Here is a 20,998-nt window from a genome sequence, read left to right on the forward strand (position 1 = left end):
ACAAAAATGATAATTTCAATCTATTTCCTCTATATTTCTGCTTTAATTTTCAGCGTTTATCCCCTATCCTAGAGGTAACTTATAAAACATCTTACTTAAATTTTATTCAGGGTAATTACCATGACCATGAAGCGTACTAAAGATATTAATCAAAACGCCTTCCGCAAGTCTTGGCGTTCATACCGTTTAGCGCCTGTTGCTGTTGCTGTCAGTGCCGTATTTATGCTTTCTGCCTGTGAAGAAAGCGATGAAACGGTATCTCTGTATACCAATGCACAAGATTGTAGCCAAGCGAACCCATCTCAAGCAGAACAGTGCACATTGGCTTATAACAATGCATTACAAGAAGCGGCAAAAACTGCACCTAAATATGCAACACAAGCTGACTGTATTGCTGAATTTGGTGAGTCTATGTGTACTCAAGCCCCTGCCCAAGCAGGTCTTGCAGGTACAAGTTCAACCAATGGCGAGCAAACTGCACAAGCACAAAGCAGCGGCGGCAGCATGTGGATGCCATTAATGATGGGTTATATGATGGGTCGTATGATGGGCGGTAGCGCAGCATCTCAGCCGTTGTTTAGCTCGAAAAACCCAGCAAGTCCTGCAAACGGCAAATTTGTCGATGCATCAGGTAAAAGCTATGGCCCTGCGGTTGCAGGTGGTCGTTCAATGAGCGTACCAAAAACCGCAATGGCACCAAAGCCACCGACCACATCAACCGTCACTCGTGGTGGTTTTGGTGACACTGTTAATAAACAAGCGATGGCACAACGTTCGTCTTCATCTGCAAAATCAACTTCTTCTTCCCGCTCAATGGGTGGTTGATCAGTAATGAAACGAGTTCCCATTGTTGAGCGCCCAAATTGGCGCGAAAAAGCCTCCGAGTTTGGTTTTGAATTTCACACCATGTACGGCGAGCCGTACTGGTCTGAAGATGCATATTATCAATTCACTATGGCACAGATCGAAGAGATTGAAGATGCAACCGCTGAACTGCATCAAATGTGCCTAAAAGTGGTTGAGCGTGTTATTGAAAGTGATGAATTACTAGCACGTTTTCAAATTCCTAAGCACTGCTGGGAATTTGTTCGTAGTTCTTGGAAAAGTGAGCAGCCTTCACTGTATTCAAGGCTTGATCTTGCCTACGACGGAGTTAATCCTCCTAAGTTACTGGAAAATAACGCAGACACGCCAACGTCTTTATATGAATCTGCATTCTTCCAATGGATCTGGTTAGAAGATCAAATTGAAGCTGGTAAGCTGCCTGAAAATGCGGATCAATTTAACAGCATTCAAGAACAGTTGATCGAGCGTTTTACTCAGCTTAAAGATCAACATGGTTTCCGTTTGCTGCATATGTCTTGCTGTCGTGATACAGAAGAAGACCGTGGCACAGTACAATATTTACAAGACTGTGCCAACGAAGCGGGTGTTGCTACCGAGTTCTTATATATCGATGAAATCGGTTTAGGTGAAAGAGGCGAATTCACTGATACGCAAGATCAGGTTATCAGTAATCTGTTTAAGCTGTATCCATGGGAATTTATGCTGCGTGAAATTTTTTCTACCAAACTGCAAGATGCTGGTGTTCGCTGGTTAGAGCCTGCATGGAAGAGCATTATTTCAAACAAAGCATTGCTGCCGATGTTATGGGAAATGTTCCCAGATCATCCTAACCTACTCCCAGCCTATTTTGCGGATGGTAAAACGCAGCCAGAGCTCGATAAGTACGTGATTAAACCACTATTTTCCCGTGAAGGTGCTAATATCCGTATTATTGAAAATGGCAAAGAAATTGCCGCTGCGGATGGCCCATATGGTGAAGAAGGGATGATTATTCAACAATTCCACCCACTACCGAAATTTGAAGGTAGCTATACCTTAGTCGGGAGTTGGTTGGTAAATGATCAACCTGCTGGAATTTGTATTCGTGAAGATAAAGAGCTGATCACCCAAGATCTGTCCCGCTTTTATCCACATACGATCATAGACTGATCAATAGCTAGATCACAAAAGCCCAAGCAATTGATTTTGTTTGGGCTTTTTTATGTCTTAAAAAATATGACAACCTAAAATATCCGTACGGTTGGCTCGAAATATGACGACAATATTCCTATAAACACAACGAAGGCATTCCTCTAAATAGTTCGAGTTAGCGCAAGGCGGCAAAACAAAGCTATCCCTAGGAGCATACATAAGTATGTAACTAGGGTAGCTGCGTGAAGCCAACGTAGTGATCACTCGAAATATGACGACAATATTCCTATAAACACAACGAAGGCATTCCTCTAAATAGTTCGAGTTAGCGCAAGGCGGCAAAACAAAGCTATCCCTAGGAGCATACATAAGTATGTGACTAGGGTAGCTGCGTGAAGCCAACGTAGTGATCACTCGAAATATGACGAGGAAGAGCCGACGATGACCGACAACATACTCAACGATGCCGATACAATTCCTTCAATCGGAGTGCTTACCTCTTCTTCACCATCCCAAGTGCCTAAAATTGGTAAAATAGGCAAGTAGTGTTCCGCCGATGGGTTTGATAATTTGCCATCTTCCCTTTCTAACCCTTTAGTTAGTGGATGCGGGATCGCTTTACTTTGCAAGTTATCGTAGACAAACTGTTCAAAAGACAAAGCCCATGGATAAGGCTCTGCTTGGTCATTTTGCCAGTTCATAGCACGAAGATTGTGCACCACATTGCCACTGCCCATAATCAATACACCTTGCTCTCTGAGTATCGCTAACTTCTTGCCTAATTCATGGTGCCAAGTTGCAGGTTTTGTGCCATCAATGCTTAGCTGGATCACGGGAATATCTGCCTCTGGGTACATGCGTACTAAAATTTCCCATGTCCCGTGGTCAAGCCCCCACTCTTCCTTATCGAGGAAAATAGGTTCTGGTGCGAGTAAATCTGCAACTTGCTGGGCAAGTTCTGGTGAACCTGGCGCTGGGTATTCAATTTGGTATAACGCCTCTGGAAACCCGCCAAAATCATGGATAGTTTTAGGCTTTAACATCGAGGTCACTGCCGTGCCGCGCGTATACCAGTGCGCTGAAATCACCAATATCGCGTTTGGACGAGGTAAGGTTTTGCCGAGCTGCTCCCATGCTTTGGTATAAGGATTATCCTCTATCGCATTCATTGGGCTACCGTGGCCTATAAAAATCGCGGGGATCTTGCTATTCACGACTGAAGTATTTACCGACATGATGATTTCAACTCCAACTCAATTAATTTCTGCTTACAGCATACGCTTTTGTGCAAAAAACACAGTGGCCTAATTATGAGTATGATCATCAAAAAAATTGAAAAGGCCACGAGGTGTGCAACTCAGTGGCCTTCATAAGATTCTATATGCTGAACGTACTATCAATAAATTAGCTAAAATTAGCCCATTTATATTTAAGTTTAAAAAACGAACTCTTCCTCAAAATACGACGAAGACATTCCTCTAAATAGTTCGAGTTGTGGCTAGGCGGCAAACGAAGTCATTCTTAGGAGCATACATTAGTATGTGACTAAGATGACTAAGAGAAGCCAACAACGCCACAGCTCGAAATATGACGAGGATCAGCTCGCTTTCTTTTCATGCTGCAAACGATATTGTACTAAATCCTCGATAGTCACTACCGTCAAGCCATGTTGCTTACCAAAAGCCGCCACTTCTGGCGTACGCGCCATTGAGCCATCATCGTTGGTCAATTCACATAGCACACCCGCTGGCTTGAACCCTGCTAATGAGGCTAAATCGATAGACGCTTCTGTATGGCCACGGCGTGCTAATACACCACCTTCACGACCCCGTAATGGGAAAACGTGGCCTGGGTGGTTCAGGTCTGCTGGCACTGCGTTATCCGCAATCGCTGCACGAATGGTAGTAATACGGTCTGCAGCTGAAACGCCAGTAGTAACACCGTTTGCCGCTTCAATCGTCACAGTAAAGCCCGTTTGATTTTGGCTGGTGTTATTTTCTACCATCATTGGCAGTTCCAGTTTTTTGCGACACTCTTCAGTGATACACAGGCACACAATACCGCTGCTGTAGCGAATGGTGAATGCCATTTGCTCTGCAGTCATGGTTTCTGCTGCAAAAACTAAATCGCCTTCGTTCTCACGATCTTCATCGTCCAGAACAAGAACACCTTGGCCTTGGCGTAAAGCTTCGATAGCTTTTTCAACACGTTCGATTGGATTACCGAATTCGGAAAGTAGCGTATGATCCATGGTAAAAACCTCTTAAATAGTTATTAACTAGTTACCAGAATCAAGGCAGTCTTAGGATTACGAGAAATGATGAATAAATAAATCGCCCATAAGTGGCAATCTACCCATTCAGGTATGCAGAACATGATTGTGCATTACGGCACAAATATGCAGATACAGTTAATTCTCTCCCATCCGGACTATAACCGTCGGCTCCAGATTCACACTGGATCTGCTGACCTTTATCACTAAAATGATAAAGCGCTCGCGGGCTTCATGCGCGTTGCATGTTACCGCCGGTGGGGACTTTCACCCCGCCCTGAGATAAACGCAATTAATATAACGCCAATAATTCAACTACGCAACGGTGTCTTTCAAAACTGGCGAGCCTCTCACACTTTTGGCCAAAAAATATGAATAAAAACCTATAGTTATCAGGGGTAATTAAAATACAGGCATCACCTGTTACCACCAAGGCATAAAAAATCGCAATAAGACGTAAATTGTCCTAAATATCAGTCTAAACATCACACTTAACTAAAATAATTTATTGACTTGTATAATAATAACCAGCAATAAAAATATCATTAAAGGAATACTAGGGTGAAAAAGTACCGTTTTATCTTTCCCATCTTTTTAGTCATCGGTCTCTTATTTTTGGTCGGAACTGCTTTTGCGCTTTATTCTGGTATGGATATGGCAAAAAATGGTATTAAAACAACAGGAATAGTCACCGATCTCGACATTAGTGTTTCGGAAGATAAATCAAAAACCTATTTCCCCATTATCGAGTTTACGACCCTAGAAAATCAACAAATTGAGTTTCGTTCATCAATGGGGAGTAGCGGTTATCGAAACAGCATCGGTCAATCCATTGATGTACTTTATAATCCAACAAATCCGCAAGATGCCATCATTGATTCACTCTTTGGTGTATATGGACTGAGTATCATTTTAGGTATTTTTGGCGGTGTATTTACGTTAATTGGTGGCATTCCTGTTATGTTCGGTATCATCAATAAGAAAAAAAGTACCCGTTTATTGCGCGAAGGTACGCCAATTCAAGTAAAAATCACAGGTGTTGAAGAAAATACTATGATCCAAGTGAATAGACGTTCTCCTTATCAAATTATTGCAGATGTCCATGATAAAAATACAAATACAATTAAGCGTTATAAAAGTGAGAATATTTATTTTGACCCATCCCCTTATATTGATAGGGAAAATGTGACTATCTATCTCGATAGAAGTAATGCCAATAAATACTATATGGACATCCGTTTTTTACCTGAATTGAAATAACGTTAAACTGACCATCTTGGGTAATTCCGCCTTCAAGGTGGTCATTTCTCCTTCAGTCTCATCCCCCTTGCCTCCTTGTGCTCCAAGTATCATAAGGAAACAGGAAAAGAGTTTATTACCGCGACAAGAGGTATTACACTACCCCCAACTCATTTCTCAAAAAATTTAAGGACCCGCGAATGCTCGATCCGAAAAAACTTGAACAAGTTGCTCGCCAAATTCAAGGTGCTTTACCCCAAGGCGTACGTGATTTAGGTGAAGATTTTGATAAAAAACTGCGCTCACTGTTACAGTCACAACTTGGCAAATTAGACTTAGTCAGTCGCGAAGAGTTTGATATTCAAACTCAAGTGTTGTTACGCACTCGCGAAAAATTAGCCAAAATGGAACAACGCATTAGCGCCCTTGAAGCCAGCCTAAGTACTGAAGAAAAAACAGCTGAGTAAACCGAACAGTGACGCCCTAATTGGCGTCACATTTTTATTTATTAGACACTAACTCGCGTTCTAATAACTGTACGATATACTGGTTTTTAGAGATATTATGCGCGGCTGTCGCAGCATTTAAATAAGCTTCCAAACGGCTAGGGTAACGTAACGTAAATGACTTCACCGTGCCTTCATCTTTAAATGGCGGTATTCCTTCCTCACGACAGCTTTCAATATAATCACTTAATGAGATTTGCCCTTCTTTTTTCAGCCCTTCAATACTATCGGAAACAAAATCGCAATAACCGCCCACATCCAAAAACTGGCCGCGAAAGGCTTTAATGTCCGCTTCATAGGTGACAGAAGCAGGATGCCCATTAATTGTCATGACATTACTGCTTTTAATCATATTCTACCCCTATTATATTTTCTAACCATTCACGTAACCCATTAACAGCGCCCTTATCCATCGTATTGCCCGGATGAGGTTGATGTGTCAGAAACAGTGAACCAAATAAAATAAACTTGCGCCGTGATCCATTGCCATTTTTAATTTTACCGCCTAGATGATTGATTAAACTGATCACCTCATCCCATCTAATGGCTGATTTAGGTGGGATAGTCAGTATATCAACCATGGTTTTCCGGTGCTTAGCACTCAATTCCCTGATTTTGATCATCGTCTATTCCATGACGCCCTTAACTAATATCAAATTAAAATAAAAAAACAATGACGTCAACATGTGACGTCATTGTTTTTTAAACGTTGAATAATAAAAAACCCAGCTTTAGCAATATCACCAAAGCTGGGTTATCAATAATTAACGAACTAATCAGTGATTAGCTGGTTTTCATAATATTTTTAATAATGTTCGTCGTTGAAATGCCATCTTCGAAATTAAGCACTTTAACTTCACCACCCGCAGCCCAAACCTCAGCACTGCCTGCAATGTCTTCTGGGCGATAATCACCACCTTTAACCAGAATGTCAGGGAGAACTTCAGCAATTAAACGTTGCGGTGTGTCCTCTTCGAAAGCGACAACCCAATCCACCGCACCTAGTGCACCTAAAACCGTCATGCGCTGCTCTAATGGGTTTACAGGGCGTGTTTCACCTTTAAGTCGACGAGTTGATGCATCGCTATTTACCGCAACAATCAGTCTATCACCCAATTTACGTGCATTGGCTAAATAGGAAACATGGCCTGCGTGCAGAATATCAAAACATCCGTTCGTCATCACTACACGCTCCCCACGTTGCCTTGCATTGGCAACCGCTTGTTTGAGTTCGCTTTCAGTCATGACACCAAACCCCGTATCCGCACGGCCACGGATCGCGTTTTCCAATTCGATTGGAGAAACAGTGGATGTTCCTAATTTGCCGACAACAACGCCAGCGGCGGCATTCGCTAATGCGCACGCTTCATGTAGCGGACGACCAGAAGCAATTGATGCCGCTAATACACCAATCACCGTATCACCTGCACCTGTCACATCAAACACTTCTTGTGCCTGTGTCGGTAAATGTAATGGCGCTTCATCACGGCGAATAAGGCTCATGCCTTGCTCTGAGCGCGTAATCAATAATGCTTTTAATTCCAAGGTATTAAGTAACGCCATCCCTTTTTCTTCAACATCTTGATTTGTCTTGCAAGGCCCAACGATGGCCTCAAATTCAGACATGTTTGGCGTCAATAATGTTGCACCACGGTAGCGTTCAAAATTGTTCCCTTTCGGGTCAATCAATACAGGTACCCCCGCTTTATTCGCTAGCGCGATCATTTTTTCAACGTGAGTTAATGCCCCTTTCGCATAGTCAGATAGCACTAATGCACCGATGTGCGGCAACGCTTGCTCGATACGCTCTAAAACGGGTGCCACATCGACATTGTCGAAACCTTCTTCAAAATCAAGACGGATCAGTTGCTGGTTACGAGACAAAACGCGTAATTTTGTAATCGTTGGATGCGTTGGAATAGCAACAAAATCGCAGCGGACTTGTACAGCATTTAAGTTTTCTGTCAATGCTTTCGCCGCATCATCAATCCCTGTTAAGCCGACAAGGCGGGAATTTGCACCTAGCGATGCAATATTCATCGCAACGTTAGCTGCTCCGCCTGGACGCTCTTCAACCATCGTTACTTTAACCACTGGTACAGGGGCTTCAGGAGAAATACGGTTTGCGGGACCATGCCAATAACGGTCTAACATCACGTCGCCAACCACCAGCACACCGGCTTTTTTGTAATCCGGAAGAGTTACTTTCATCCTGCACTCCAGTTTTAAAAAGGAAATTTGATCATAATTAGCGAAATATTAGCATATTGCACTAATTAGCTAAATAAAATACGTTTTAACTCATTCACCAAGCCATTTTTTCCAGCTAGCTAACACTTGCTCACGTTGCGGTGCAAATTGGCGCATATCCACGCGACTTGGTAATGATTGCAAAGCTAAGTGATGAAGTTCATTGCGCATGGCGACGTATGCTTGGGTTAATGCGTTGGCTTCTTCTTCCGACATAAAATCGTACTGTGCCATCAGTTCAAAAATCCGCACGTTGTCTGACCAGCGTGTTAACGCCTTGTTTTGCGAAGCAAAACGTAATACTAAATATTGCGCAATAAACTCAATATCCGTGATCCCACCAGGGTCAGCCTTTAAATCAAACTCATTAGCTTGGTGGCTACCTAAATGTTGGTGCATTTTCACTCGCATATCCCGCACTTGCTGTTGCAGTGTGTGTGCATCTCTCGGCAAGCACAAGGTTTCATGGCGAATTCGGGTAAATTGCTGTTGTAATTCAGCGTCGCCAAACACCATCCGAGCACGAATAAGTGCTTGGTGTTCCCACGTCCATGCATCATTTTTTTGGTAATCATCAAAAGATTGAATGGTACTGACCAACATCCCTGACTCCCCCGATGGCCTTAAGCGAGCATCCACTTCATACAAAATCCCTGATGCCGTGCGCGTACTGAATAAGTGAATAATTCGCTGCGCAACACGCAAATAAAACTGCCTTGCATCAATAGCGCGTTCACCATTAGTGACCACATTTAATGGGCAATCAAACAGAAAAACCAAATCTAAATCAGAGCTATAGCCTAGCTCCCAGCCACCTAACTTGCCGTAGCCTAATACAGCAAACCCATATTGCTTGCTATCATCCTGCGCTAAATGGGCAGGTTCACCGTAGCGTTTCACCATTTTTTGCCAGGCCTGATGAACAACGGCATCAATAATGGCTTCTGCAAGGTAGGTTAGGTGATCGCTCACTTTCATGACAGGCAGTACACCTGAAATATCTTCTGCCGCAATACGTAAAAGCTGCGCCTGTTTAAATTGACGCAACGCTTCCAATTGTTGCTCTTCATCTTCTTCAGGTACACGCATCAAATATTGGCGTAATTCGTCGCGGTAAGCCGTTAATGGAAGGGGTTGATAAAGGGATTTCGGGTCAAGAAGTTCATCAAGAAGTAATGGGTGACGAGATAGCTGCTCGGCAATCATTGGAGAGGCAGCACACAAACGGATAACGTGGGTCAGTACCTCATCAAATTCAAGCATCAACTCAAGGTAAGTCGTTCTACTCACGATGCTTAGCAATAGCGGTGTAATACGCTCAATAACTTGCCCTGCATCATCTCGCTCACCAATTTTCGCCAATAATTTCGGCATGAGTTCATCAAGCACATCGCGCCCTCTTGGCCCGATGGTTCGCTTGTTCAGGTCATGGCGGAACATTAAAATACCATGAATAATCCGCTGTGCAATGTCTTCATCCTGAGAGGGTAAATAGGCAGCAAGTTCTTCTTTGGACAGGTCGCTTTGCCATAACGTGATGTAAATTTCATCAAAGTTATCTGCATCTTCGTCATCATCATCTTGCCCAATTTGCTCAGCAAATATTTGGTGGACAGCTGCCATTTTTTGGCTTAAAGACGCGTAAAAGTCCGCCCAGCAGGCAAAATTCATCCCCCACGCTAAACGCGTTTGGTTGAGCGCATCATCAGGTAGAGTCTGAGTTTGTTGATCGTCGATACTCTGCAGTAAATTTTCTATTCTACGCAGGAAAATGTAGCTATCTTGTAGGATATCGAGCTGATTATCGGGTAATAAAGCGAGTTCGCGGATCCCCTGAAACGTGCTAAACAGCGATTGTGATTGTAAAACGGGTTCTCGTCCACCACGGATCAGCTGAAAAACTTGGGATATAAATTCTATCTCACGGATCCCTCCAGCCCCCAGTTTGATGTTATTCACCAAACCACGGCGGCGAACCTCTCGCTCAATCATATTTTTCATATTGCGCAGAGACTGAATCACACTAAAATCAATATAGCGGCGATAGACAAACGGGCGCAGTAATTTGCGTAGGTCTTCAGCGTAATGCAGGCTATCGGGCCCCATAATCCTCGCTTTAACCATCGCATAACGTTCCCAATCGCGCCCTTGCTCTTGGTAATAATCTTCCAACGCGGAAAAACTAAATACTAGCGGACCACTGTCGCCAAAAGGCCGTAAACGCATGTCCACCCGATAAACAAAGCCATGGACAGTGACTTGATCGAGCATGCGAATCAGTTTTTGCCCTAAACGAGTAAAGAATTGAGCGTTATCCAATTCTTTACGGCCGCCTTGTGTGACACCGTTTTCAGGGTAAGCAAAAATCAGGTCAATATCGGAAGAAAAATTCAGCTCTCTTCCTCCCAGTTTTCCCATCCCTAGCACCAATAGCGGCTGTGGTTTTCCTTCGTGATTACAAGGGGTTCCCCACTGCTGACTATATTCCTGATACAGCCAGTCCCTTGCAGCAACAATCAAGGTTTCTGCTAACACACTCAGTTGGTAAATGGTGTCTTGTTGCGAACACACTGCCAATACTTGCATCCACGTACAGCGCACTAACATTTGGTGACGAAACGTGCGCAGCACCTGCATTAAATGATCTTCGCTTGAAACAGATGAAACACTGTCCGCAAGCCAAGTTGCATAATATTGCCACTCATCGGCCTTTGGTGGATTCGTGCGGATATCCAATAAAAACCGTGAATGGGCAAGAACCTGTTTAAGTGCAAAATCACTAAAAGAGAGTATTTGTGCTTCATCTTCACTCAAAGGCAATAAACCAGGCGCTTGGCTAGCTAACTGATTTAAAACACGTTCTTTTTGGGCTTGCAGTAAATCAGGCAGTGGATGCATATTGTTCAAATCCTAGTGATCTTCTTGGTAGGTTAACGCACTTAACCATTGAATAAAGGCCAGCTTACATTTTAACCACTGACTGCTATAGCAAAAATCATCCGCACTCATGTTTTCATTAGCAATATCTAACTGTAATTGGTCTAACGGCGTATCATGGATAAAATGTGGGGCAGAGTTTTGATAGTGCACCAAAAAGGCTTGAACAAAACGCAGGAACTCGACAAAACCTTGGCGCGCATCATTTGCCCCTGCTAACCAATAGGTTTCATGTTGTTGGCACAGCAACTGCATATGCGTCAGCGATTTTTCAATCGGTTGCTCTTCGTAATCAAATAGCGAATCAGGGCGGGTTAATGGTGCTTTAGTTGGTGAAAGTAAGGAATAACCCCGAGCAGCTTTACTTAGAGAAGACAGGTACAGTCCATCAATATCAGCAAACTTTTTCGCTAAATTAAGAACATCCGCAATAAAGCCTTTTTTCAGTTCTAATTCAAACTCTTGAATAGGTAAATCTTTTGCACCTGCGGAAATTTCACCTTGGTCAAGCACCACTTCAATTTCGCTGTCTTCGAAAGTCACTAACCATTTTTCGCGGGTAAAATTGGTGCTAAACAATACACTCAATTCAGATTGCAATGCCGTAATATCAGTGCCTTCTGGCCAAATGTCTTCAGGAAAAGCGGCAAGGTTCAGTTCGGGAGAATCAATGTTAACATTGTATTCAGGCCGCTGATGTAAACCACTAATTGCCTGCCCCGCCGTTTTCATCGTCATTTCATAGTGACCATCACAGCCACGAATACGCAGCCCCATATCCCATTGCCTCAATTGCCTATGCGGCGTGTCAAAATAAATATTCGTTAGCTTTGTTGGCTCACTATATTGATGGGGCAATGTCGATATACTCTGACGAACAGCCTCTATGGCCTCACTTTTGGCGGCTAATTTGAGTTCAACCTCGACGTGGCTCATACATATCCTTATTTGATAATTTCACTGTGCTCATATTACCCCAATCAAGCGATGCTGAGAAAAGAATCTGTATTGAAATCAAAAATTCTCTCTGTCAGATTTCTTTTAGAGAGTTATCTTGAAAAAAGGGTAAAAATAAGGGTAATTTAGGCAGTTAGGATAGTTCTCATTATCCTTTAGAGAACCAAGACATCGGTGTTTAGGGTTTGCACCCTGCCACTTTACTTATTAGTATTCAATGAATACCACATTCATTCACCACCAAAAGACTGTAAATACCATGCGAAAAATTCCATTATTATTAATTTCAATCATGGGGCTAGGCCTTTCCTTAAACACACAAGCAGCAGAAAAGCGTTATGTTTCAGATGACTTATCAACATATGTTCATAGCGGCCCTGGCACAAAATATCGTATCGTAGGAACGCTCAATGCAGGGGACGAAGTTGAACTGATTTCCACTGACAATAAATTTGCTCAGGTACGTGATGATAAAGGCAGGACAGTTTGGCTACCTGTTGACCAGCTTAGCAATAAACAAAGCATGAAAACCCGTATTCCAGAGCTGGAAGCCGAAAATCAAAAGCTCCGCCAGCAGCTCGATAATATTGATGGTACGTGGAACACACGCACTGCCGATATGCAGCAAAAAGTGGCAGACAACGACAATATTGTTCGCCAACTGAAAGCAGAAAATGAAAAATTAAAGAATGAATTAATCAAATCAGGTAAAAAACTCGAGATTGCCGAGGTGAACCTTGACGATCGCCGCCGTGAATTGATTTTACAATGGTTTATGTATGGTGGTGGTGTAGCGGGTGCTGGCTTAATTTTAGGTTTAATTTTACCACACCTCATTCCACGCCGTAAAAAACGTAATGATGGCTGGGCATAATAAGGTTATTCGATGAAAGTGTATCTGGTCGGTGGTGCCGTCCGTGACCAACTCCTAGGGCGGCCTATTTCTGATAGGGATTTTGTGGTCGTTGGCACAACGCCTGAGGCGATGCTTACAGAAGGTTTTCAACAAGTTGGAAAAGACTTCCCTGTCTTTTTGCACCCAGAAACGCATGAAGAATACGCATTAGCCCGCACAGAACGCAAAATCGGCGTGGGCTATACCGGGTTTAACTGCTATAGCGCCCCTGATGTCACTATCGAAGATGACTTATTACGTCGTGATCTCACCATTAATGCCATCGCACAAAGTGATTCAGGGGAGATTATCGACCCGTTCAATGGCGTAAATGACCTCGAAAAACGGGTTCTACGCCACGTTTCAGACGCGTTTGCAGAAGACCCATTACGTGTTTTACGAGTCGCACGCTTTGCCGCACGTTTTTATGAACAAGGCTTCACTATCGCCCCTGAGACACTGGCGTTAATGCAGTCAATGGCGATGACGGGAGAGTTATCACACCTAACAGCAGAGCGCGTTTGGGTTGAAACCGAAAAGGCTCTTAAATCAACCGCACCGCAAGTTTATTTCGAGGTTTTACGCCAATGTGGTGCACTCGTAGTGCTGTTCCCCGAAATTGATAATTTATTTGGCATTCCAGCCCCTGAAAAGTGGCACCCTGAAATCGATACAGGGGTTCACACTTTAATGGTGATGAAAGTGATTGCTACGCTGTCTAATGATGTGAATATTCGTTTTGCAGCATTATGCCATGATCTGGGCAAAGCCCTTACTCCACCTGATGTGTGGCCCAGCCATCCTAATCATGGGGAGGCAGGTATCCCACTTATTGAGCAGCTTTGTACTCGCCTTCGAGTCCCAATAGATGCGCGAGATTTAGCCTGTTTAGCGGCACGATATCATGATAAAATTCACGTAATCAATCGGTTATCGGCTAGTGATTTAGTCGCTGTTTTTGATGGTTTAGATAGCTGGCGAAAACCAGAACGCATTATACAGCTCAGTTTAATCAGCGAAGCCGATGCCAGAGGTCGACTTGGTCTTGAACAACACGCCTATCCGCAAGGCGAGTTTCTGCGCCAAGCATTTGCTATCGCGCAGTCTGTCGCGGTAAAACCCATTGTTGATCAAGGGTTTAAAGGGTCTGAAATTCGCCAAGAATTGACACGTCAGCGTATTGAGCGCATTGCTTGCTGGCAACAACAGCAACAAATTATTGATATGAACCTATAGATATGGATGATGCTGGCGATAAAACACCGCCAGCCATCTTTTAAGCAGTTTTAGTGCCTCTTTCGATTACAACACCGACTTGGTGAGCGCGTGCAACTGCGCCTGGTTTAGCGACTTTAATGCGTACCCATGGACTATTGAATTTTGTCATTAAAAGTTGGGCGACTTCTTCAGCAACGCGTTCAACTAAACCAAATTTATTTGTTTCTAAATGGTTGATGAGGGTTTGGCTAACCTGTGCATAATCTAAGCAATGTTCAACATTATCGCTCAAAGACGCGCGCTTGTTATCCCATCCCATTTCGATATCGAGCACTAATTTCTGCTCAATAGTTTGTTCCCAGTCATATACACCAATCGTGGTGATGACTGATAATTGTTCAATAAATACGATATCCATCACGTCATTTTCTCGTTTATGTACTGAATTAATACCACTTCAGCAAAAATATGCGTATTATCCAAGACTGAAGTGAATATATGGCCTCAATCGTTTTGGAGTTAGCTATGAGTGCAACCGCGCTTGGCATGATAATCTTCGCTTATCTTTGTGGATCAGTTTCCAGTGCAATACTGATCTGCCGTATAGCGAGACTACCCGATCCCCGTCAACACGGCTCTGGTAACCCTGGTGCAACTAACGTCTTACGCGTTGGAGGTAAAGCAGCCGCCGCCGCAGTACTACTTTGCGACGTTTTAAAAGGGATGATCCCCGTTTGGCTGGCTTATTACCTCAATGTACAACCATTCTATCTTGGCTTTGTCGCAATTGCAGCCTGCCTTGGGCATATTTATCCTGTTTTCTTTCATTTCAAAGGGGGAAAAGGGGTAGCAACTGCATTCGGTTCTATCGCGGCTATTGGCTGGGATCTTTCAGGATTAGTTGCAGGAACATGGTTACTCACTGTCCTACTCAGTGGTTATTCATCTCTTGGGGCAATTGTTAGTGCTCTCTTAGCCCCCTTTTACGTTTGGTGGTTTAAGCCTGAATTTACCTTTCCTGTCGCCATGTTATCGTGCTTAGTATTAGTTCGTCACCACGGTAATATTCAACGTTTATGGCGCGGGCAAGAAAGTCGTATTTGGCAGAAATTGAAAAACAAAAAGCAAAAAACGAACAAAGAGATTGCTCAAGAAACCAAAGAGCAAGAACTCGACGACTAAATATTCATTCCTACTTCCTTTAAAAGAGCTGAAATCAGCTCTTTTTTTATACCTAATACTTGCTCAAAGTTTCCTAAAAAGCACCACAAAAATAACAGCAGCGTAAAATCCCTTCCTAAAACTGTACTAGTAGCAATTTGTGCTGTTGTTACATTTTCACTTTAACCAGCGCACACTTTTAAAAAAAAGTTAATTTATTGCAAATTTATTACTAATGAATATTTAAAAGCTGTCGACTATATAAAAGGAAAACTAAACAATAATAATGGTATTTATCATGAGCAGAACTCCTTATATCACTCAAAATGAACATATCTTAGATGAAGATATTACTCTAATGACAACTAGCGACCTGCAAGGAAACATTGTTCACGCTAATGATTTCTTTGTTCAAGTTAGTGGTTATGAATTAGATGAATTATTAACACAACCCCATAATATTATCCGACATCCTGATATGCCTAAACAGGCTTTTGCGGATATGTGGGCAACACTCAAACAAGGTGAACCGTGGACGGGGATTGTCAAAAACAGACGAAAAAACGGTGACCATTATTGGGTTAGAGCCAATATCATTCCCATGGAGCGCAAAGGCGTTATTACGGGTTATATGTCGATTCGAACTCGTGCTACTCGCCAAGAAATCGCTGCTGTGGAACCCCTTTATGCAGCAATGAATGAAAATAGAAGCCCAAAAAAAATCTTTAAGGGCATTGTGCTTTCCAAAAAATGGCCTTTTCACCTATCTACCCTCTCAACGCGGTGGCGAATTCGACTCACCATAAGCATATTATTTGCGTTTTGGATGGCGATAGCGAGCTTAGCTGGATTGCAAAACCTCCCATTACTCATTGCAAGCTTGTGTACCTTTGCCACCCTATTAATTGGAAATATTATCCTTGAACGAATTCTTGCCACTCCCCTTGAAAACATTATGACTCAAGCACTCGGTATCGCTCGCGGTAACCGTCACAGCGTCAATCATATGCAACGCACAGATGAAATTGGCCAGCTATTACGCTCTGTTGGACAACTTGGCTTGGTCTGTCGTTGGTTAATAAAAGATGTGTCAGAACAGGTAGATAACGTCCGCAAAGGTAGCCAATCCTTAGTTGCTGACTGCAATGAGCTAGATACACACACACTGCGCACGGTGGGTTATATGCAACAAACCGTCGCAACAATGAACCAAATGGCTGTTTCTGTGAAAATGAATGCAGACAACACCATTCAGGTTGACCAGCTGTCAAATGCAACCAGTGAAACGGCAGTGAGTGGAGGCGCGATGATGGAGGCCGTCGTTGGCACCATGGATGAGATTGTTCATAGCACCAGTAAAATTAATTCCATCACTGATGTTATTAAAGACATCGCCTTTCAAACCAACATATTAGCATTAAATGCTGCCGTAGAAGCCGCACGTGCAGGAGAGCAAGGCAAAGGGTTTGCGGTGGTAGCTAATGAAGTTCGCAGTTTAGCCAGCCGCAGTGCTAGCGCCGTCAATGATATCCGTGAATTAATTAATGACTGCGAGAAAAAAGTGAATTCTGGAAAAAATCAGGTGCACACTGCAGGGAACACAATGAGAAATATTGTAGACCAAGTGCAAAATGTGACCCAGCTAATCACGCATATTAGCCAAGCAACATCTGAACAAGCGGCGGGTATTTCTGATATCACCCAAGCGGTGAGCGAATTAGAAACGATTACACAGCAAAGCACACTACTGGTTGAACAAAGCACAGAGACATCTAATATGGTAAAAGACCGTTCGATACGCCTTGAAGAGGCAGTGATTGTTCTACATTAATTTTTGACTCTATAAAAAGGGCTGTTTCATCACAGCCCTTCATTTTGATATGCTGTACTCTATTTTTCTAACGGCGGTAATTCAGCCAGCGGCCAACGTGGGCGCACTGTCACGCCTAAACCTGTCGTTGTACCACCCTTAAGACGAATAAGCCCAGCAAGCGCAATCATCGCGCCATTATCGGTACAAAATTCAGGGCGCGCGTAAAATACTTCCCCACTACGTTGCTTCAGCACTTCTTCCATTTTGGCACGAAGAGCACGGTTAGCACTAACCCCACCAGCCATAACGAGACGCTTAAAGCCCGTTTGCTCAAGCGCACGCTTACATTTGATGGCAAGCGTGTCAACCACGGCATCTTCAAACGCACGCGCGATATCCGCGCGAGTTTGGTCGTCATCTGCATTTTCACGAATGGTATTCGCTGCGAAGGTTTTTAGGCCTGAAAAGCTGAAGTCTAAACCAGGTCTGTCCGTCATAGGCCTTGGAAAAACAAAGCGCCCTGCAGTGCCTTGCTGCGCCATACGGGATAAAACAGGGCCACCAGGGTAGTCTAACCCTAACAGTTTTGCCGTTTTATCGAAGGCTTCCCCTGCCGCATCATCAATGGATTCGCCTAATAGTTCGTATTCGCCAATGCCTGTCACACTAATTAATTGTGTATGACCACCAGAAACCAGTAATGCGACAAATGGAAATTCGGGGCTCTTTTCTTCCAACATCGGTGCCAATAAGTGCCCTTCCATATGATGAACAGCAATAGCGGGTACATTCCAAGCAAATGCCAGAGAGCGCCCAACGGTTGCTCCAACCATCAAAGCCCCCACCAGACCAGGGCCTGCGGTGTAAGCAACTGCATCGATGTCTTCACGAGTTAAATTAGCTTCTTTCAGCGCCGCTTGAATCAATGGCACCGTTTTACGAATATGATCACGAGATGCCAGTTCAGGCACCACTCCGCCATAATCTGCATGGACTTTAATTTGGCTATATAATTGGTTGGCAAGTAAGCCAAGTTCGTCGTCATAAATTGCGATACCCGTTTCATCGCAAGAAGTTTCGATACCTAAAACACGCATTCCACTACCCTTGTTTATTTCATAGTCACAAGTCTATCACTATTTTCAACCTATACTCCAAATAATTCGAGTTGCAGGTAGGCGACAAGGGAAGATATCCCGATGAGCGTACAAAAGTACGTGACTCGGGTAGCTGAGCGCAGTCAACACCCCTGCAATTTGAAGAATTGCGAGTATATCGCGTAATTTATGTTGCCAAAAGGCTGACTTTCCTTGTTGTATAGTCTATAATCAACCCCCTGTAATAAAAATTTCGTGTGGCTAATTCTCATTATTGTCTGGTTTTGTTTGCTTTTTCATCGAACGAGCTACAAATCAGGTGATCTTGTGTGATTCAATTTTATACGGCACTTTACAAACCCGTACTCATTGAAGTAAAATTCCGCACCATTTTAAATGAAGGCTGGTGAATCCATACCAGCAACAAACCGATTTCTATCGAGGTGAGAGGCACATGCCGGTAATTAAAGTACGTGAAAACGAGCCATTCGACGTTGCACTGCGTCGTTTCAAACGTTCCTGTGAAAAAGCAGGTGTTTTAGCTGAAGTTCGTCGTCGTGAATTCTATGAAAAACCAACGACTGAACGTAAACGCGCTAAAGCATCAGCTGTTAAGCGTCACGCTAAGAAACTGGCTCGCGAAAACGCACGCCGTACTCGTCTGTACTAATTGATTGCGGTGTTAACCGCATTCATGACAGACGATAGCTAATACAAGAATTAAGTCACTCTTATCGTTATTTTTTTCTTGTAGTAGTCATAGCTAAGCAGTTAAAGGCCGTGCTTTCCTAAAGGAAGCGCGGCTTATTATCGTTCATCAACAGGCGAAAAAGAGGCTTATGGCTGGACGAATTCCGCGTTCATTTATCAATGACTTGTTAGCAAGAACTGACATCATTGATTTAGTCGATGCAAAAGTCCCGTTAAAAAAACAGGGTAAAAACCATCACGCTTGCTGTCCGTTTCATAATGAAAAAACGCCTTCTTTTACCGTTAACGGTGAAAGGCAGTTTTATTATTGTTTTGGTTGTGGTGCTCACGGTAACGCTATCGATTTTTTGATGAATTACGACAAACTCGATTTTGTCGAAGCAATTGAAGAACTTTCTGCATTACATGGCCTTGACGTTCCGTATGAAAAAGGAACAGGTACAAGCCAAATAGAATTACATCAACGGCAAAATTTGTATCAGTTGATGGAAAAAATTAACCAATTTTACTGCGCTGCCTTAAATCATCCCTCGGCAAATAAAGCCAAAGATTATTTAAGCCAACGTGGTTTGAGCGCAGAAATTATTGAGCATTTTTCCATTGGTTTCGCCCCCCCAGGCTGGGATAATTTGCTCAAGAAATTCGCAGTAAACCCCGACAGTCGCAAACAGCTTGATGATGCAGGCATGTTAGTGACCAATGATAATGGCCGTGTCTATGACCGCTTTAGAGAGCGCGTGATGTTTCCCATTCGGGATAGACGAGGTCGAGTTATCGCCTTTGGTGGGCGAGTATTAGGGGATGCATTACCCAAATATTTGAACTCGCCAGAAACAGATATTTTCCATAAAGGTCGTCAGTTGTTCGGCCTTTATGAAGCAACACAAAATAGCAGTGAATTAGCGAAGTTATTAGTTGTCGAAGGTTATATGGATGTAGTGGCATTGGCTCAGTATGACATCCGCTATGCGGTAGCATCACTGGGAACCTCAACCACCTCAGAACACATTCAGTTACTTTATCGTTCAACAGATACTGTTATCTGTTGTTATGATGGTGACCGAGCTGGCCGCGAAGCGGCATGGCGCGCATTAGAAACCGCCCTGCCTTATCTGACGGATGGCCGCCAACTACGCTTTATGTTTTTACCTGATGGTGAAGACCCTGATTCATTGGTACGCAAAGAAGGTAAAGAAGCCTTTGAGCAGCGCATGCAAACAGCACAAACGTTATCAGGCTTTTTATTTGATTCACTCGTACCACAAGTTGATTTAACCACCCAAGAAGGGAAAGCAAAATTTAGTAAGCTTGCTATCCCTTTGATTAAACAGATACCGGGTGAGACTTTGCGCCTTTATATGGCGCAAGAGCTAGGAAATTTTATTGGTATACCAGATATTTCTCAGGTTCTTGCTATTATTGATAGAGAGAACACCGAGCAAGTTAATTATCAGGCGCCAAAATTAAAACCGACAACAATGCGAATTCTTATCGCACTGTTAGTGCAAAATCCGAACTTTTCGGAGCTTGTTCCCTCATTAGAGGGAATTGCCCATATCCAAATGCCGGGGCTTTCTCTATTTCAGGAATTGGTCGATGTATGCCGTTCCACCCCCGGAATGACGACTGGGCAGTTGCTAGAGCGTTATCGAGATAATAATTTTTCGAAACAGCTTGAAAAACTAGCAACATGGAACGATATAGAAATAGAGGAGATAGCGGAAAATACCTTTATAGATGCATTAAATCATCTATTTAATAGCGCACTCAGCGAACGTTTCGACTATTTAATGGCGAAAGCTCGCACACAAAGTCTGACCCCGCAAGAGCGCGAAGAGGTGCATTTAATTACGCTGTCGCGAGTAAAAACATAATATAAACCCAAAATAGAATTAGTATATAAAACGGCTTAAGTGCCGCTAAACACAAGGCAGATGCCTGTAAAATGCTGCGAAAATAAAGGGC

19 protein-coding genes and 1 riboswitch are annotated in these 20,998 nt (G+C 43.3%); of the genes, 10 read left to right on the plus strand and 9 right to left on the minus strand.

All coding sequences use genetic code 11. The features are described 5' to 3' along the window. Positions 1-120 precede the first annotated feature (120 nt). Positions 121-825 carry a DUF1190 family protein gene (locus ACE2AL_RS16030; protein WP_047755625.1) on the plus strand — a complete coding sequence of 235 codons (705 nt, stop codon included), beginning with the start codon at positions 121-123 and terminating at the stop codon, positions 823-825. Positions 826-831: 6 nt separating this feature from the next. Continuing rightward, positions 832-1,995 (plus strand): glutathionylspermidine synthase family protein, encoded by a 1,164-nt coding sequence (locus ACE2AL_RS16035; RefSeq protein WP_206083695.1) that lies wholly within the window; start codon positions 832-834, stop codon positions 1,993-1,995. A gap of 392 nt (positions 1,996-2,387) precedes the next feature. On the opposite strand, the gene ygiD is transcribed toward ACE2AL_RS16035, so the two are convergent. Continuing rightward, entirely contained in the window at positions 2,388-3,212 is an 825-nt protein-coding gene (ygiD, locus tag ACE2AL_RS16040) for a 4,5-DOPA dioxygenase extradiol (protein WP_349415595.1), read from the minus strand. Between the two features lie 362 nt (positions 3,213-3,574). Then, entirely contained in the window at positions 3,575-4,228 is a 654-nt protein-coding gene (gene ribB / locus ACE2AL_RS16045; RefSeq protein ID WP_206083693.1) for a 3,4-dihydroxy-2-butanone-4-phosphate synthase, read from the minus strand. 158 nt (positions 4,229-4,386) lie between these two features. Continuing rightward, a riboswitch (FMN riboswitch) is annotated at positions 4,387-4,537 on the minus strand. Positions 4,538-4,810: 273 nt separating this feature from the next. On the opposite strand from ribB, the gene ACE2AL_RS16050 reads away from it, so the two are divergent. After that, on the plus strand, positions 4,811-5,509 hold the full coding sequence (locus ACE2AL_RS16050) for a DUF3592 domain-containing protein (RefSeq protein ID WP_349415593.1): 699 nt from the start codon (positions 4,811-4,813) through the stop codon (positions 5,507-5,509). A gap of 179 nt (positions 5,510-5,688) precedes the next feature. After that, on the plus strand, positions 5,689-5,955 hold the full coding sequence (locus ACE2AL_RS16055) for an accessory factor UbiK family protein (protein WP_206083691.1): 267 nt from the start codon (positions 5,689-5,691) through the stop codon (positions 5,953-5,955). Between the two features lie 34 nt (positions 5,956-5,989). Here the strand turns inward: ACE2AL_RS16055 and ACE2AL_RS16060 are convergent, their stop codons facing one another. From ACE2AL_RS16060 to ACE2AL_RS16080, 5 genes are all read right to left on the minus strand, one after another. Continuing rightward, positions 5,990-6,346: a type II toxin-antitoxin system HicB family antitoxin gene (locus ACE2AL_RS16060; RefSeq protein ID WP_206083690.1), complete on the minus strand. Its 357-nt coding sequence runs from the start codon at positions 6,344-6,346 to the stop codon at positions 5,990-5,992. Continuing rightward, positions 6,339-6,617, minus strand: a complete 279-nt coding sequence (locus tag ACE2AL_RS16065; RefSeq protein WP_272539304.1) for a type II toxin-antitoxin system HicA family toxin — start codon at positions 6,615-6,617, stop codon at positions 6,339-6,341. The genes ACE2AL_RS16060 and ACE2AL_RS16065 overlap by 8 nt, the downstream gene beginning before the upstream one ends. A 160-nt stretch (positions 6,618-6,777) precedes the next feature. Further along, positions 6,778-8,205 carry a bifunctional D-glycero-beta-D-manno-heptose-7-phosphate kinase/D-glycero-beta-D-manno-heptose 1-phosphate adenylyltransferase HldE gene (gene hldE, locus ACE2AL_RS16070; protein ID WP_206083689.1) on the minus strand — a complete coding sequence of 476 codons (1,428 nt, stop codon included), beginning with the start codon at positions 8,203-8,205 and terminating at the stop codon, positions 6,778-6,780. A 90-nt stretch (positions 8,206-8,295) separates the two neighbouring features. Continuing rightward, entirely contained in the window at positions 8,296-11,142 is a 2,847-nt protein-coding gene (gene glnE, locus ACE2AL_RS16075; RefSeq protein ID WP_375083676.1) for a bifunctional [glutamate--ammonia ligase]-adenylyl-L-tyrosine phosphorylase/[glutamate--ammonia-ligase] adenylyltransferase, read from the minus strand. 12 nt (positions 11,143-11,154) lie between these two features. Beyond that, the gene (locus ACE2AL_RS16080; RefSeq protein WP_206083687.1) at positions 11,155-12,117 is read right to left on the minus strand and encodes an inorganic triphosphatase; all 963 of its coding nucleotides are present in this window, start codon (positions 12,115-12,117) and stop codon (positions 11,155-11,157) included. Positions 12,118-12,397: 280 nt separating this feature from the next. On the opposite strand from ACE2AL_RS16080, the gene ACE2AL_RS16085 reads away from it, so the two are divergent. Both ACE2AL_RS16085 and ACE2AL_RS16090 read left to right on the plus strand, forming a co-directional pair. Beyond that, positions 12,398-13,012: a TIGR04211 family SH3 domain-containing protein gene (locus ACE2AL_RS16085; RefSeq protein ID WP_206083686.1), complete on the plus strand. Its 615-nt coding sequence runs from the start codon at positions 12,398-12,400 to the stop codon at positions 13,010-13,012. A 12-nt stretch (positions 13,013-13,024) separates the two neighbouring features. Beyond that, positions 13,025-14,269, plus strand: coding sequence for a multifunctional CCA addition/repair protein (locus ACE2AL_RS16090; protein ID WP_353168087.1), 1,245 nt, complete (start codon positions 13,025-13,027; stop codon positions 14,267-14,269). 40 nt (positions 14,270-14,309) lie between these two features. Here ACE2AL_RS16090 and folB read toward each other — a convergent pair whose 3' ends face one another. Beyond that, entirely contained in the window at positions 14,310-14,669 is a 360-nt protein-coding gene (gene folB, locus ACE2AL_RS16095) for a bifunctional dihydroneopterin aldolase/7,8-dihydroneopterin epimerase (protein ID WP_206083684.1), read from the minus strand. Positions 14,670-14,776: 107 nt separating this feature from the next. Between folB and plsY the strand changes: the two genes are divergently transcribed. Next, on the plus strand, positions 14,777-15,433 hold the full coding sequence (gene plsY, locus ACE2AL_RS16100; RefSeq protein WP_206083683.1) for a glycerol-3-phosphate 1-O-acyltransferase PlsY: 657 nt from the start codon (positions 14,777-14,779) through the stop codon (positions 15,431-15,433). A gap of 277 nt (positions 15,434-15,710) precedes the next feature. Further along, complete coding sequence (locus ACE2AL_RS16105; RefSeq protein ID WP_353168082.1) at positions 15,711-17,243, plus strand: methyl-accepting chemotaxis protein; 1,533 nt, start codon at positions 15,711-15,713, stop codon at positions 17,241-17,243. Between the two features lie 59 nt (positions 17,244-17,302). On the opposite strand, the gene tsaD is transcribed toward ACE2AL_RS16105, so the two are convergent. Further along, positions 17,303-18,322 carry a tRNA (adenosine(37)-N6)-threonylcarbamoyltransferase complex transferase subunit TsaD gene (tsaD, locus tag ACE2AL_RS16110; RefSeq protein ID WP_206083681.1) on the minus strand — a complete coding sequence of 340 codons (1,020 nt, stop codon included), beginning with the start codon at positions 18,320-18,322 and terminating at the stop codon, positions 17,303-17,305. 454 nt (positions 18,323-18,776) lie between these two features. On the opposite strand from tsaD, the gene rpsU reads away from it, so the two are divergent. Together rpsU and dnaG are read left to right on the plus strand one after the other, a co-directional pair. After that, entirely contained in the window at positions 18,777-18,992 is a 216-nt protein-coding gene (rpsU, locus tag ACE2AL_RS16115) for a 30S ribosomal protein S21 (protein ID WP_001144069.1), read from the plus strand. Positions 18,993-19,161: 169 nt separating this feature from the next. Further along, on the plus strand, positions 19,162-20,907 hold the full coding sequence (gene dnaG, locus ACE2AL_RS16120) for a DNA primase (RefSeq protein ID WP_206083680.1): 1,746 nt from the start codon (positions 19,162-19,164) through the stop codon (positions 20,905-20,907). Positions 20,908-20,998 lie beyond the last annotated feature (91 nt).

Source organism: Providencia xihuensis, from assembly GCF_041953405.1.
Lineage (GTDB): Bacteria > Pseudomonadota > Gammaproteobacteria > Enterobacterales > Enterobacteriaceae > Providencia > Providencia vermicola.

What these genes read in the sequence shown, in the direction of transcription:
- ACE2AL_RS16030 (WP_047755625.1), top strand. Translation starts at nt 121, where the DNA reads ATGACCATGAAGCGTACTAAAGATATTAATCAAAACGCCTTCCGCAAG.
- ACE2AL_RS16035 (WP_206083695.1), top strand. Translation starts at nt 832, where the DNA reads ATGAAACGAGTTCCCATTGTTGAGCGCCCAAATTGGCGCGAAAAAGCC.
- ygiD (WP_349415595.1), bottom strand. Translation starts at nt 3,212, where the DNA reads ATGTCGGTAAATACTTCAGTCGTGAATAGCAAGATCCCCGCGATTTTT.
- ribB (WP_206083693.1), bottom strand. Translation starts at nt 4,228, where the DNA reads ATGGATCATACGCTACTTTCCGAATTCGGTAATCCAATCGAACGTGTT.
- ACE2AL_RS16055 (WP_206083691.1), top strand. Translation starts at nt 5,689, where the DNA reads ATGCTCGATCCGAAAAAACTTGAACAAGTTGCTCGCCAAATTCAAGGT.
- ACE2AL_RS16060 (WP_206083690.1), bottom strand. Translation starts at nt 6,346, where the DNA reads ATGATTAAAAGCAGTAATGTCATGACAATTAATGGGCATCCTGCTTCT.
- ACE2AL_RS16065 (WP_272539304.1), bottom strand. Translation starts at nt 6,617, where the DNA reads ATGATCAAAATCAGGGAATTGAGTGCTAAGCACCGGAAAACCATGGTT.
- hldE (WP_206083689.1), bottom strand. Translation starts at nt 8,205, where the DNA reads ATGAAAGTAACTCTTCCGGATTACAAAAAAGCCGGTGTGCTGGTGGTT.
- glnE (WP_375083676.1), bottom strand. Translation starts at nt 11,142, where the DNA reads ATGCATCCACTGCCTGATTTACTGCAAGCCCAAAAAGAACGTGTTTTA.
- ACE2AL_RS16080 (WP_206083687.1), bottom strand. Translation starts at nt 12,117, where the DNA reads ATGAGCCACGTCGAGGTTGAACTCAAATTAGCCGCCAAAAGTGAGGCC.
- ACE2AL_RS16085 (WP_206083686.1), top strand. Translation starts at nt 12,398, where the DNA reads ATGCGAAAAATTCCATTATTATTAATTTCAATCATGGGGCTAGGCCTT.
- ACE2AL_RS16090 (WP_353168087.1), top strand. Translation starts at nt 13,025, where the DNA reads ATGAAAGTGTATCTGGTCGGTGGTGCCGTCCGTGACCAACTCCTAGGG.
- folB (WP_206083684.1), bottom strand. Translation starts at nt 14,669, where the DNA reads ATGGATATCGTATTTATTGAACAATTATCAGTCATCACCACGATTGGT.
- plsY (WP_206083683.1), top strand. Translation starts at nt 14,777, where the DNA reads ATGAGTGCAACCGCGCTTGGCATGATAATCTTCGCTTATCTTTGTGGA.
- ACE2AL_RS16105 (WP_353168082.1), top strand. Translation starts at nt 15,711, where the DNA reads ATGAGCAGAACTCCTTATATCACTCAAAATGAACATATCTTAGATGAA.
- tsaD (WP_206083681.1), bottom strand. Translation starts at nt 18,322, where the DNA reads ATGCGTGTTTTAGGTATCGAAACTTCTTGCGATGAAACGGGTATCGCA.
- rpsU (WP_001144069.1), top strand. Translation starts at nt 18,777, where the DNA reads ATGCCGGTAATTAAAGTACGTGAAAACGAGCCATTCGACGTTGCACTG.
- dnaG (WP_206083680.1), top strand. Translation starts at nt 19,162, where the DNA reads ATGGCTGGACGAATTCCGCGTTCATTTATCAATGACTTGTTAGCAAGA.